The 14,284-nt window shown below is 61.4% G+C and carries 7 protein-coding genes; 3 read left to right on the top strand and 4 right to left on the bottom strand.

Annotated features, from left to right (window positions below; translation table 11 throughout):
- Nucleotides 1–13: 13 nt before the first annotated feature.
- Together ABIE33_RS05515 and ABIE33_RS05510 are read right to left on the bottom strand one after the other, a co-directional pair.
- Nucleotides 14–1,429 (bottom strand): aminotransferase class I/II-fold pyridoxal phosphate-dependent enzyme, encoded by a 1,416-nt coding sequence (locus ABIE33_RS05515; RefSeq protein WP_429122335.1) that lies wholly within the window; start codon nt 1,427–1,429, stop codon nt 14–16.
- Entirely contained in the window at nt 1,426–8,967 is a 7,542-nt protein-coding gene (locus ABIE33_RS05510; RefSeq protein ID WP_429122332.1) for a type I polyketide synthase, read from the bottom strand. The genes ABIE33_RS05515 and ABIE33_RS05510 overlap by 4 nt, the downstream gene beginning before the upstream one ends.
- A 405-nt stretch (nt 8,968–9,372) precedes the next feature.
- Between ABIE33_RS05510 and ABIE33_RS05505 the strand changes: the two genes are divergently transcribed.
- The 3 genes from ABIE33_RS05505 to pncB all read left to right on the top strand — a co-directional run bounded on the left by ABIE33_RS05505 (nt 9,373) and on the right by pncB (nt 12,775).
- Nucleotides 9,373–10,554: a polysaccharide biosynthesis/export family protein gene (locus ABIE33_RS05505; RefSeq protein ID WP_429122330.1), complete on the top strand. Its 1,182-nt coding sequence runs from the start codon at nt 9,373–9,375 to the stop codon at nt 10,552–10,554.
- A 182-nt stretch (nt 10,555–10,736) separates the two neighbouring features.
- Complete coding sequence (gene pncA / locus ABIE33_RS05500; RefSeq protein ID WP_429122327.1) at nt 10,737–11,336, top strand: bifunctional nicotinamidase/pyrazinamidase; 600 nt, start codon at nt 10,737–10,739, stop codon at nt 11,334–11,336.
- Nucleotides 11,337–11,470: 134 nt separating this feature from the next.
- Nucleotides 11,471–12,775, top strand: coding sequence for a nicotinate phosphoribosyltransferase (gene pncB / locus ABIE33_RS05495; protein WP_429122324.1), 1,305 nt, complete (start codon nt 11,471–11,473; stop codon nt 12,773–12,775).
- Between the two features lie 208 nt (nt 12,776–12,983).
- On the opposite strand, the gene ABIE33_RS05490 is transcribed toward pncB, so the two are convergent.
- Nucleotides 12,984–13,298, bottom strand: coding sequence for a hypothetical protein (locus tag ABIE33_RS05490; RefSeq protein WP_429123164.1), 315 nt, complete (start codon nt 13,296–13,298; stop codon nt 12,984–12,986).
- Between the two features lie 147 nt (nt 13,299–13,445).
- Nucleotides 13,446–13,655: a cold-shock protein gene (locus ABIE33_RS05485; protein WP_025425871.1), complete on the bottom strand. Its 210-nt coding sequence runs from the start codon at nt 13,653–13,655 to the stop codon at nt 13,446–13,448.
- Nucleotides 13,656–14,284 lie beyond the last annotated feature (629 nt).

Genomic DNA, 14,284 nt, shown 5'->3' with positions numbered 1-14,284 from the left:
CGACGCTCCGTCCTCAGCGCGCCGAGAGCGCCTTCATCATCTGATCGATATCGATCCCGCCGAGGCCGAAGTTGCGTTCGGTCAGGTCCTTCAGGCGTTCCGCCGTCAGGGTCACCGTCTTGCGGATCTGTTCTTCGGTGTGGTCGCTGGTGATGAAGAAGCGCAACCGCGCCAGTCCTTCGGGAACGGCGGGGTGGATAATCGGCAACGCATTGACGCCGGCCGCAAGCAGATCGTTGGACAGTTGAACCGCGCGCAGGGAATCGCCCACCAGTACGGGCACAACCGAAAAGCCACTGCTGAGGCCGGTATCCAGGCCGGCCTCCTTGGCAAGCTTCAGGAAGAGCGCGCCATTGCGTCTGAGGGCGGCAGTGCGCGACGGCTCGCGCGCAAGCACGTCCAGGCTGGCGGCTGCCGAGGCGGCCAGAACCGGCGCAAGGCCGACGCTGTAGACGAAGCCTCCGGCAGACGCCTTGAGCACGGCAACCAGCGCTTCGCTGCCGGCGATGTAGCCGCCGCAGCTGGACGTCGTCTTCGAAAGCGTTCCCATCCAGATGTCGATCTCATGCGGATCGACGCCGAAGTGCTCGGCAAGGCCGCGGCCATGTTTACCGACGACCCCCAAGGAATGCGCCTCGTCGACCATCAGCCAGAAGCCGTATTCGGCCTTGAGCTTCAAGAGGGCCGGCAGGTCGGCGATGTCGCCGTCCATCGAGTAGATGCCCTCGACGATCACCAGGATGCGGCGATAGTCGCCCGAGACGGTGCGCAGCACGTGTTCCAGGTCGCTTGCGTCGTTGTGTTTAAACAGCCGGCGGGTGGCGCCGGAGAGCTTGATGCCGGCAAGTGCGCTGTTGTGAATGAATTCGTCGTGGACGACTAGATCCTTCGGCCCCATCAGGCAACTGATGGCCGCGACATTGGTGAGATAGCCACTGACGAAGCAGACGGCGGCATCGACGCCGTAGAAACGCGCGATCTTTTCTTCCAGCTCGACATGGACGGGGCGCTCGCCGGCGACGAGCCGGCTGGCCGAGGCGGAGATCCCGAAGGTCTCGACGGTCTCCCGCGCCCTTGCCAGCACCTCTGCGTGCCGGTTGAGGCCAAGATAGTCATAGGACGCGAAGTTGATCAGCTTGCGCCCGTCGATGACGGTGGTGGCGCCGGCTGCGGTCTGATGCGCGCGGTAGAACGGGTTGGCGATACCGAGCTGTTCGCTTGCGAACTTCTGGGTCAGAACCTGCTTGTACTCAGGCAGATCCTCGAAACGGGCCTGTTGCCGGCGGGCCGGCGGCGGCATCTCCCGCTCCGAACGCGCCATACGGTTGCGCTCGGAGGATTGATGCGTGTTTCTCATCCGGTCCAGCAGGTTCTCCTTGAGGCTGCTGGTCATCTTGGATGCGCCTGGACCGTTTCCGTTCGTGCTCATTGGCTCTGTGCTTTTTCCTTTGCCGTGCCGACATGCCGTTGCGCCAGTTCGGTGACCAACTTGTCGTCCGCACCGTCGCTCTCTTCGCCCTGGTCGCGCTTGCTGACCTTTTCATAGAGCTTACGGGCGACGTCGCCAACCGTCGTGTTGTCTGCGACACCACTCAGCGGCATGTCGAAGCCGGTATTCTGCTGGAAGCTCATGCCCAGTTCCACCGCCATCAGGCTGTCGAGGCCGATTTCCTTCAGGACCTTGCTGCGCGTGACGGTATCCTTCGAGACCCGAAGGATGGCGGCAATTTCGCCTGCGACCAGATCGAAGAGAATATCTTCGGCTTCCTGCGCCGACTTGCCCTCGATCATCGCGACGAGGTCCATCTTGGTGCCTTCGCCGCCGGACGAATGCTGATCGGCGCTGCGCAGGATGACTTCGAAGAGCGCGTTTCGCGCCACCGGCAGGTTGCGGGCCGCCGACCAGTCGATCTCCGATATCATCACGACGGCAGCGTCGACCGTGCCGGGATCGCTGGCGAGATGGCTCTCGACCATGTCCAGCGCCGTCTGCGCCTTAAGTGCCGTCTTGCCGATGCGCTTGGCCAGCAGATCGTTGACGTCGGTGTTCTGCACGAGATAGCCCTTGTCGGCGATCGCGCCGAAGCCGACCGCAAGGCCGGCAAGCCCTTCCGCGCGCCGGCGACGGGCAAGACCTTCGAGGTAGCCGTTGGCCGCAACATAGTTTGCCTGGCCTGGATTGCCCACCAGCGTCGTTGCCGACGAGAACAGGATGAAGTTGTCGAGCGCGTCGCTGCGGGTCAGCTGATCGAGAACAGCCGCGCCCTTTGCCTTCGTGTCGATGACCGGCCGGTTGCGCTCGCGATTGAGATTGCTGATCAGCGCATCGTCCAACACCATCGCTGCGTGAACGATGGAGCGCAGCGGTGCAATGGTGCGCAGTTCCGCAAGCAGGCGATCCGCAGCCGTCGCGTCGGTGATATCGCAGGCATGAACCGTGGCCGAAATGCCGGCCTTGGCCCAAAGCTCGATCATCGCCGTCGTTTCCGCGTCAGCAAGGCCGCGCCGCGAGCAGAGCGCAATCGTCTTCGCGCCCCTTTCGGCAAGCCAGTTGGCGGCAGCCAGGCCGAAGCCGCCGATACCGCCAACGACAAGGTGCAAGCCTTCAGGATCGACCTTGACGCCACCGTGCGGCCGGGTCGCGACCTGGTGTTTGCCGGCGACCGGCGGCAGCACGACGATCTTGCCGATGTGACCCGCGTTCTGCATCAGGCGGAACGCATTGCCGATCTCGTCGAAGTCGAAGGCACGGTACGGCAGCGGCGTCAGCTTGCCGTCCTCGAACAGGGCGCCGATCTCCGTGAAGATGCGCTTGGTCAATGCCGGCGCGTTGACCAGAAGCTGGTCCGCGTCGATGCCGAAATAGCTGATATTGCGGCGGAACGGCCTGAGGCCGATCTTGCTGTCTGCGTAGTAGTCGCGCTTGCCGAGTTCAAGGAAGCGGCCGAACGGTTTGACGAGTGCCAGGCTCTGCTCCATCGCCTCGGCGAAGAGCGAGTTCAGCACGAGATCGACGCCTTCGCCGTCAGTCACGGCGCGCACGTCGTTGACGAAACCGAGCGAGCGCGAATCGAACACATGGTCGGCGCCGAGCATCGAAAGAAAGCGGCGCTTCTCGCGGGTGCCGGCCGTGGCGATGACTTTCGCGCCCTTCAGCTTGGCAACCTGCAGCGCAGCGAGACCGACGCCGCCGGCCGCGCCATGGATGAGGATAGTTTCACCGGCCTGGATGCGGCCGAGTTCGACCATGGCGTAATAGGCCGTGAGGAACGCAACCGGCACCGTGGCAGCGGCGACCGGACTGACCGATTGCGGCAGCCTGGCGACGCCGGCGCGCGAAACGACGGCGTGGGTGGAGAAGGCCGCAGACGCGATCGCCATGACGGCATCGCCGACCGAAAGGTCGTCCACGCCTTGACCGACGGCAACCACGTGCCCGGACAGTTCCATGCCGATCGTCGCACCGGCAAAGCCGTCCTCGAGGGCTTCCTCAGGCAGAAGACCCATCGCCCACATGACGTCGCGGAAGTTGAGGCCGGTGGCAGCAACCTTGACGACCACGTCGCCGGGGCCTGCGGACGGCACATTGCTTTCTTCCCAGACGATGCTGCCGACCTGGGAGGAGACACGCTGGCGGATGGTGGCGGCCTCGAAGGACGCCGTCGAACCATGGGCGTTGTCGGTCGGACCGGGAACCGCACGGATTTCCGAAAGCGATCCGTTTGGCCCTTCCAGCAGCCACTCGCGATTGGTGCCGGAAACGGTGAGCAATGCAAGCGACGCGGCAATCTTCTGCTCGGCAGACGTCAGGTCTGCGGCGAGATCCAGAGCATGGACGTCAAGGAACTCGTATTCGTTCTGCAGTACCCGGGCGAAAGCCCAAAGGCCGGCATTGATGCCGGAGCTTGGCGCCGTCGTGCCCGAGACACGGCTGGCAACCGGTGCTCCACCAGGCGCGACAAGAACGAGCCTCGGGCGTGCGTCGCCGCTTGGATCGGTGTCGCCGACATACTGCCGCAACGCTTCGGCAACGGCGCTGAGGGCCAGAACCTGGTTCTGCAACGCGGCGGAATCGTCTGCCCGGTTCTTCGGTGCAGGCGACGAAAGGAAGACGGCGCGAACCGGCCGGTCGCGGAAGGCCTCGAGCGCATCGCGAAGCAGGGCCGTATCCGTTGCCGAATCACCCGTCAGCTCGACGGGGACGGCGCCGGCGGTCGGCTGCTTTGTCTTGGGCGTGCCGACCTGCAACAGAAGGTAGGAACCAGCCGCTGAGGCAGCAGCATTGGCACTGGCCTCGGCCGCCGCCGGCGCTTCCACGCCGCGTGCTTCGAGGACGATGACATTGCCGGATGCGCATTCGCGGTCGGTGACGTCAATCTCGCGAAGATCGAGATCGGCCAGACATTTCTGCCAGTGAGGAACAGCTGCGAGATTGCCGATCGGGAACTCTGTCGTCTGGCTGCGGGCAAACCACCCCTCCGACAATCCGAGCGCAAAATCGTTGAAGAGCGATGGCGCACCCACGGCCGCGACAAGGCCACCGGTCCGACGCAGCGTCGAGCGAAGTGCGGCGCGAACGTCGATATCGTCTTCGATCAGACCATAGAGCCTGTCGGAGGCACTGACGGCGAGATCGAACGGCGCCTGTGTCGCAAGCTCGTCCTTCTTGAGAATGCGCACATGTGCATCGTTTTCGAAGGCGAGCTCAAGGCCGCGTTGGGCATTGTCACGCGGCTCGACCACAGCGAGGCTCGCGCCGTGTTTGGCAGCAAGGGTCGCGATGCGGCGCGTGAACCCGGTAGAAACGCTGCCAAGCTCGAGAATGCGCAGGCGCGTTCCCGTCGGCTGCGCCCGCAGCGCGCCTTCGACCGCATCGAGAACGAGCGCCATACGCTGGCGGCTAACTTCCGAATGCACGGCTTGATGATCGAGGGTCGCATCGCTCATGAAGCCGGCATTGGCAAGGATTTCGGCATCGCCACCGGCTGGAGCCGCCAGCAGGACGTCGAGGCGTGCGAGCGCTTCCGCATAGGCGTTGTTGATCAGCACCGCTTCGACGGCACGATCAGGGCGTTCGCCATAGAGTTCGCGCAGGATTTCGGGAACGCTCGGCAAGCTGAATTCCTGGGCGACGACCCAGACGCCATCCTTGTGCTCGCAGAGGCCGGCATCCTCGAGCACGTAAAGGCAGCTCGCCAGGAAACACTGGAAGGCAAAATCACCAGGAAGGCTATCGCTGCGCACGATCGATCGGCCCTTGCCGAGCTTCAGCGCAATCTCCTGGCAGGCGCGGTAGATCGCCGCGTTGAACAGCAACGTCGTGTTGTCGACGCCGGCATCGGCTGCGGTCTTGACGCCGAGGGTTACCGGCGTGCGGACGCCGGCCTCAACCATCGGCAGGAACGCCTCGGAAAGGACTGTCTCGTAATGGAAAGAGAGAGCGTCCAGCGCCTTGTGCTTGCGCAGATAGGTGCGTCGGAAGCGGCAATCCTCGAAATGAGCGATCGGGTCGCCCGACTTGTCGAAGAAATGGAATTTGGCCTTGATCGAGTTGGCGCTGACACGTTCGATCTCGATCGTGGCGCGCGCGATCGGCTGGCCGGCATTGACGACGCGTACGGAACCGAAACGCACCGGAATATAGGGCGCGCCGCTCTTGTCGCCGGTAAAGCGGTCGAAGAGCGCGACCAGGCCATGGAACGTGGCGTCGACGGAAATCGGATTGAGCGCATAGGTGACAAGCGGATGTCCGGACTTGTCTGGGCTCTTCAACTCGACGTCGACGATCCGGTCGTTATAGGCGACCGCCTTTGCCAACAGCTGGAAACGCGGGCCGTAGTCGAGGCCGAACTGCCGCGCCGTGTCATACGCCTTGGCCGGAGCGACGGTTGCCGTCTTCTGCATGCCGGCAAAGGAGGGCACCGTGCGTTCTTCGCTCGGCAAGGGCTTGCGGGACCGGGCGACCGCATGAACGGCCCAGTCATCTTCGGACAGGCGCTCGCGCGAGCGGATCTCGATGTCGCCGGTTTCCGGCGACAGGATGGTCGACAGCTCCATGATGCGGCTGTCGCTGAGCTCCAGCGGTCGGACGATCTCCAGATTGGTGATCTCGACTTCGTTCGTCCCGTAGAACTGCTGCGCCGCTGCGACGGCGATTTCGATAAAGCCGCTGCCCGGCAGGATAGCCTTGCCGTCGACGACGTGCTCGGCCAGATCCGGGAACAGGGGCGCATCGATGTGGTTCTTCCAGCTGCCGCTGTTCGGATCGCTACGCCAACCGATCAGGCGGTAGGGTTTGGCGGTACGGCCGAAGAGATCCGTGGCGTCGGTCGTGGCTGCCGGTCGCAATTCGACCGGCTCGAACGGCAGGCTCGGCAGCGAAATCGCCGCATTGCGCTTGCCGAATACGCGCGCGGTGTCGACGATCGCGCCGTGGGCGACAGCACGCGCCATGGCGGCCGAGATCGGATCCTGGCCGGTCTCTCCGACATCTCTAAGCAGCGTCGGCACGACCATGCCTGGTGCTGCCGCCTGCTTGATCGTCTCCTTGACGTAGGAGGACAGGATCGGGCGTGGAGAAATCTCGACGAAGAGCCGGCAACCGAGCTCGATCGCCGCCTCTGCCGCCGCCTGGAAGCGAACCGGCTCGCGAACATTCTTCCACCAGTAGTCGGGGTCGAGCTGCGTGCCATCAAGGGCAGCACCCGTAACCGTCGACAGGTAGGTAACGTCCGCACGACGGGGCGCGATGTCGGGAATGTCCGACAGGAATGCGTCCTTGGCCCGGTCGATGATCGGGTGATGGAAGGGGTAATTGATGTCGAGGATCTGCACCGGGATCTTCGCCTTGCGTGCCGCGTCGCGGAAGGCGGAAATCTCATGGGCCGGGCCCGAGATCGTCACTGAATTGTGGGCGTTGACGGCAGCGACGCAAAGATCATCAAGGCCCCGCGCCTCGGCAAAGGCGCGCGCGGCGTCTTCGCCGAGCATCACGGCAGCCATGGTGCCATGGCCCGCAAGCAGGTCCTGGTGCAGCGACCGTTTCGCGACGATCGAGACGGCGTCGACCATCGACAGCGCGCCGGCCGCATAGGCCGCGGCGATCTCGCCGACCGAATGGCCGAACACGGCGACGGGCTTGATACCCATGGCGACCAGAGAATCGGAAAGGGCTGCCTGGACGGCGAAGAGCAGCGGCTGAGCGATCTTCGTGTCGGACAGCTTCTTGTCGAGGTCGGGATCGGTCAGAAGCTCGATCAGGGAGATGTCCGAATGGAACTTGAACAGCGCGCTCACCGAGGTGAAACACTGGCGGAAATGCAGGTTCTCACGGAACGCTTCGACGCCCATGCCCGCCCATTGCGAACCGTTGCCTGAAAAGACGAAGGCGACCTTGGCATCTCTGGTGACGGCTTCGCCGACTTCGCCGATATCCGAGCCCGGCTTTTCGACATGGCTTGCAATCGCACGAACGATATCTTCCGGATGATCGCTGCGGGCCGCGAAACGATAGCGCATATGGGTGCGGTTGGCGCCCGACGCCGCGACCATCGAGCGGATTTCGCCCTTTGAAGCGTTGGCAAAACGCGTCTTGTAGTCCTTCAGCAGGGCTTCGAGGCTCGACGCGGTATGCGCGCTTGCAAGGAAGACGTGACCTGACGACGGCGGATTGTTGATCTTGTCTTCGGAAACCGGCTCCGGATCGCTGATGACCACGTGGGCATTGGCGCCGCCGAAACCGAACGAGTTGATGCCGGCAAGGCGGGCACGCTTGCCACGCAGCAGTTCGATCGGGCTTGCCGTGACGCGCACATTCAGGCCGTCGAAGTCGATATGTTCGTTCGGCGTGTCGAAGTGCAGCGATGCCGGCAGGTAATTGTTCTCGAGCGCCAGGATCGCCTTCATCATGCCGAAAAGGCCGGAGGCAGGCTCGGTGTGGCCGATGTTCGACTTGATCGAGCCGATCGGAACCGGCGCCCGGCGGTTTGCGCCGATGACCGTGCCGATGGACCAGACTTCCGCCGGGTCTCCGACCTTGGTGCCGGTGCCGTGACCTTCGACAAAGGCGACCTGGTTGGCATCGATGCCGTTGCCTTCGTAGATCGCCCGCAGCAGATTTGCCTGGGCTTCGCGTGAAGGCAGGGAGATGCCGTTGGTGCGGCCGGCCGAATTGACGCCGGTGGCGACGATCCGGGCATAGCTACGGTCTTTTTCGCGGCGCGCACGGTCCGAGCGGCGCAAGACGAACACGACGCCGCCTTCGGCGCGCACATAGCCTGCACCATCGTTGTCATAGGCGCGGCACAGCCCTTCGGGCGACAGCATGCGCGCCTGTGCAAAGCCGACGAAGGGCAAGGGATGGGCGAGGATATTGACGCCGCCGACGATCGCCGTATCGATCTCGCCGGCGTTCAGTGCCCGCATCGCCTGATCGAGCGCGACGAGCGAGGACGAACAGGCCGTATCGACCGTCATGCTCGGGCCGCTTAAGCCGAAGATGTGCGAAATGCGGTTGGAGACGATCGACAGGGTATTGCCGGTCATGAAGTACGGGCCGGCTGCTGCCGGGTCCTCGACCGTCAGGTTGGCGTGGTCGAGACTCGATGCGCCGATGTAGACACCGACATTCTCGCCGTGCAGCGACGTCGTCGAGATATTGGCGTCCTCGAGCGCGCGCCAGGCGAGCTGCAAGAGCACGCGCTGCTGCGGATCCATATACATGGCTTCGCGCTGCGACATGCCGAAGACGGCCGGGTCGAAGTCATAGAGTTGATCCAGCACACCCGCGGCGAAGGAATAGGTCTTGCCCTGCGTGCCCATGACCGGGTGCCAGAAACGCGCAACGTCCCAGCGATCGGATGGGATGCTGGTAACTGTGCACTTGCCCTGACGAAGAAGTTTGAACAACGCCGAAGGCGATTCTGCTCCAGGGGCGAGGCATGCACGCCCAATAATCTCAACAGCCATATATGATCGAACGCTCTAAACTGACGTTAAAGTTGCATCTGCGATTGCGGTTCCAAGCGGAAAACGCAACTGCCAATCATTCCGCCCCAGGGTTATCCCCACGTATATTCGTTCCGCCTCATTAGTCAGCTTTTAACTTAAAGTACCTAGCTTTCAAGTCCAATGGCCTAACATATACATGCCCAGAACCTTCATCCAAGACAAATCGGGCCGCAAACCCGTCAAGGTGCAGGAGGTATGACCGGAAAGGCGCAGGGTCAATTATTTTGCTTGTCTTCGACTGCAAGTGACTTGTTGTGAGACGGCTATTGTGCTTTTCAGAGACCGGCGGATTCCCGACCGGGAGATCATGCGGTGCAGAACTATGAATAGAATCATGGCTGTGCCGAATTCGGAGTGTCTTAGTTGAAACGTGTAGCTGCCCTTCTGCTTTCTACCGCGCTTGCGGGATGTCAGGCTGTTCCGGGCGAGGGGCCGCTGGCCGGAGCCATTGTTGCAGATGCCGGTCAATCCGGCGCCGAAATCGGTCGAAAGAACGCCACCGTATTTGATATCGTCGATGTCAACGGTCAGTCCGCGCGCCTTGTTTCCGACTACGTATCGTCGACGCTCAACCGTCGGTTTGGTATCGGTGGCGGCGTCGGTCGGGTTGTCATCGGTGTCGGCGACGCGCTGAAAGTATCGATCTTCGAGGCCGGCAGCGACGGTCTGTTCTCGACGCAGGACTCCAAGCAGACAAGCATCGATCTCGTCGTCCAGCCGGATGGCAAGGCAGCCATCCCCTATGTCGGCTCGGTCCGATTTGCCGGTCTGACGCTGGAACAGGCGCGCCAGGAGATCCTGGAAGCGCTGAAGCAGAAGGCGGTCGAGCCTGATGTCATCGTCACCAGCATGAGCACCGCCTCGCGCAACGTCACCGTTTCGGGCGCTGTCGGCAAGTCCGCGGTCGTCCCGCTCAGCCTCGTCGACGAGACGATCAACGAGGTCATCGCCAAAGCGGGCGGTCCCGTGGCGCAGCCCTACGAGACCTATGTCACGCTGGTGCGCGGCAAGAAGACCGGCACGGTCCTTTTGAAGTCGATCATCGAGAACCCGTCTGAAAACATCCATGTGAAGCCTGGCGACCAGATCTTCGTTGCGCGCGATCCGCGCCGCTTCACCATCCTCGGCGCCGTCAAGGCCAACCAGCGCGTCGAATTCGGCGCCAACGACCTCAACCTGCTGGAGGCCATGGGGCTCGCCGGCGGCGGTTCCGATTACGCGCTCGACATGAAGGGTTACTTCATCTTCCGTTACGAAGAGCCGGATGTGGTCATGAGCCTTCTCGGTCAGCAGCGCTTCAATGAGATGTTGCGCAAGGGCATGAAGACGGACAGCCAGGGGCGCTATCCGATCGTCTACCGCTTCGACATGAGCAAGCCGGACAGCCTGATCGTCGGCCAGACCTTCCCGATCAAGAATCGCGACGTGATCTATGCCTCGCGTCATCCGTCGGTCGATTTCTCGAAGTTCCTGAACTTCGTGGCGCAGCCGGTCGGCATCGCCAATTCCGGCTTCTCGATCGCCGACAACCTCAACGGCAACTGATCCATTTTCAGGCTGCAGTTCTTGAGGGGGCGCCGACCGTGGTCGGCGCCCTTTTTCTATGGTCGTCGCGGATCGTGCCGCGAAGTGTCGAAGCCGGTTGCCGCCGCTCAAATTCTGTGATTGATCTTGGACTTAAATCGATTTTGGTGATCGATAGGGATTGGTCCGGTCGAGGGAAAGCGATGGCTGGTGAGGCGTTGATCGTCGTCGACGTGCAAAACGATTTTTGCCCGGGTGGAACGCTTGCCGTTTCCGGAGGCGATGAGATCGTGCCTGTGGTCAACGATCTCATCCGGACGTTCGAGCATGTGGTGCTGACGCAGGATTGGCATCCGGCCGGCCATTCGAGCTTCGCATCCGTCCATCCGGGAAAAGCGCCCTTCGAAACGGTAATGATGTCCTATGGTGAGCAGACGCTTTGGCCGGACCATTGTGTTCAGGGCAGCACGGGTGCCGATTTTCATCCGTCGCTGGAATGGACACGCGCCGAACTGGTGATCCGCAAGGGCTTTCGCACCGGCATCGACAGCTACTCCGCCTTCTTCGAGAATGATCGCCGGACGCCGACCGGCTTGACCGGCTACCTCCGGGACCGCGGGATCGAGAGCGTCACCCTGTGTGGTCTTGCGATCGATTTCTGCGTCGCCTTTTCCGCCCTCGACGCCGTTGCACAGGGGTTTTCGACCTCGGTGGTGCTCGATGCCAGCAGGGGTATCGATCTTAACGGCTCGCTCTCCGCCATGATCGCGCGCATGCGGCAAGCCGGCGTGCGGATGCTTTAGCCTTGCGCCCCCGCTGCATGTTTCCTTAAATCCTGTTCGATTTAAGGATAAAAACATGCAGCAATTCAAAGTGCTACAGCGACCTTGGCGCATCTCATAAGACGCGCGGCGCTGTAAGAGGAGCAATTCCTAAGATGACCAAGACCGATATCGCCAGGCGCGTCTACAATCATGCCTGGAAACTCGACCCGATCGTGCGCAGCCTGCTCGACACGGATTTCTACAAGCTTTTGATGCTGCAGATGATCTGGCAGCTCTATCCGGACGTGGACGCGACCTTCTCGCTGATCAACCGCACCAAGACCGTGCGCCTGGCCGACGAGATCGACGAGCATGAACTGCGCGAGCAGCTCGATCATGCGCGCGAGCTGCGGTTCTCCAAGAAGGAGATGATCTGGCTTGCCGGTAACTCGTTCTACGGCCGCAAGCAGATCTTCGCGCCGGAGTTCCTCGCCTGGCTCGCAAAGTTCCGTCTGCCGGACTATGAATTGTCACGGCGCGACGGCCAGTTCGAACTGACCTTCCGCGGGCGCTGGGCCGAGACCACGATGTGGGAGATACCGGCGCTTGCGATCATCAATGAGTTGCGCTCGCGTTCGGCCATGAAAGGGCTCGGCCCCTTCACGCTCGATGTGCTCTATGCCCGTGCCAAGGCGAAGATGTGGTCGAAGGTCGAGCGCCTTCGGCAGTATCCCAACCTGAGGATCTCGGATTTCGGCACCCGAAGGCGCCACAGCTTCCTGTGGCAGCGCTGGTGCGTCGAGGCATTGAAGGAAGGCATCGGTGCATCCTTCTCCGGCTCCAGCAACGTGCTTCTGGCGATGGATACGGACCTAGAGGCGCTCGGCACCAACGCGCATGAATTGCCGATGGTAGCAGCAGCACTCGCCCGCAATGATGCCGAACTCGCCGCTGCCCCCTACAAGGTGCTGCAGGACTGGAACCAGCTCTACGGTGGCAATCTCTTGATCGTGCTTCCTGATGCCTTCGGCACGGCCGCGTTCCTGCGCGATGCGCCGGCCTGGGTGGCGGACTGGACAGGCTTTCGTCCGGACAGCGCCCCGCCGATCGAAGGCGGCGAGAAGATTATCGCCTGGTGGAAGAAGATGGGGCGAGACCCACGTGAAAAACTACTCATCTTTTCCGATGGGCTTGATGTCGAAACGATCATCGAAACCTACCGGCATTTCGAGGGACGTGTGCGCATGAGCTTTGGTTGGGGAACGAACCTCACCAATGACTTTGCCGATTGCGCGCCGACGGAGATCAAGGGGCTCAATCCGATATCGATCGTCTGCAAGGTCAGCGACGCTGATGGCCGGCCGGCGGTCAAGCTGTCGGACAACCCCCGTAAGGCGACCGGTGACGCGGCCGAGGTGCAGCGCTATCTGAAGTTCTTCGGGAGCCAGGATTTCGTCGAGCAGGCCGTCAAGGTCTGACGGCGGTCGATTGGACAAAAAGAAACCGGCGCGAGCCGGTTTCAAAAGGGGATTTAAGCGTTGCGATTGTCCATCATCGCGATATCAAATCTAGGGGCAGAATCTTAAGGTCGCGTTAAGGCGCATCTTTTGATGTCTACAACTACAAATTAAATCTTCCGCTTGAGCGTTTCGATCGACCGATCTCCTCAACTTCCTGAGCGACCCGTTAGAACACGAACATGTAAAGCAGAATGATGGCGATCAGGGGTACGCCCATGAGCCAGAGAACGATGCCTTTCATTTCAAAACCTCCACGTCGTTGCCGTTCAATTGGTAACGCGGGCTGTCGGGAAACGTTCCCTGCTTGAGCAGGTCGCGCAAAAGCGTGCAGCGTTGGCGATAACGGCATGGAAGGCAACTGTAGCTTAAAGTGCGACGATCTGATCTTGGAGATCGCGCCGCACATAAGGTCGAAGCCTTGCGGCGCGGCGTATCGGATAGGGTGGTCTGACGACGCCGCGATATCTCGAATTTGCAGCATAATCCCACCTCACCGTCGCCGATTTGAGGTGGAATTATCAAATCGTCGGTGACATCAGGGCAACAAAAAAGGCCGGGCGAACCCGACCTTTTCATTCGCTGCACTGCCACCGCCCGCAAATCTGCGTTCGGCGGCTCCGCGCGAAAATTACTTGGCCTGCAGGTTGTCTGCAGAAGACTTGCCGGTCTTGCGGTCGCGCGTCAGCTCGTAGCTGATCTGCTGACCTTCGTTGAGGCCGGAAAGACCTGCGCGCTGAACGGCTGAAATGTGAACGAACACGTCCGGGCTGCCGTCGTCAGGCTGAATGAAGCCGAAACCCTTGGTGCTGTTGAACCACTTTACTGTGCCTGTAGCCATGACGATTCCCTTTCAATCGCTCGTAATAGACATTTCCGGAAACAAACCTCCGGATCAGGATAACCGATTTTGAAGAGGGAAGTCCGTCTCTCACGCGCATAGGGCGCCGACACAAAGTTCGTCAGCAATATCGATTTCCGCCAAATAGGAGCTGAATGTGACGATTGCAAGGCTTTGTTTGTTGGTGGCTGGGCGAGGTTGACGGGTATGCACACGTCAATGCTCATCGGGTGTCACTGCACCGGATAGTGATAAGGTTTTGAGGCAACGCAGAAGGAAAACTGGTGCTGCTAGAGAGATTTGAACTTCCTCAGATCTCGCCATTGAGGCAGCAAAATCAATGCGTTAAGAGCGTTTGCCCGAGGGCTGATGTAGCATGGTGCTGTAGCACTTTCAAGGCCGTTGAGGGTCCTCACGCGCTCATGTCGGCAAGCCTGGAGGCGAGCAAGCTTTGACCTGAATGCTGCACCAAAAGCTCACAGGCTAGTTCGGCATCCCGGCCTAAGTGCCTCAGGACTTTCCCGCGTGATCTTGGATAGACGTGAAGCTCCCGGGCATTCGGTCCATCACCCCATTTCTTGTGCGTCCCTGACGCCATTTTGTGGATGAGTTTCGCAGCCTGGACGCGC

The sequence above is a fragment of the Ensifer sp. 4252 genome (genome assembly GCF_050434565.1).
GTDB lineage: Bacteria > Pseudomonadota > Alphaproteobacteria > Rhizobiales > Rhizobiaceae > Ensifer.
This window is presented reverse-complemented; position numbering and strand designations above follow the sequence as displayed.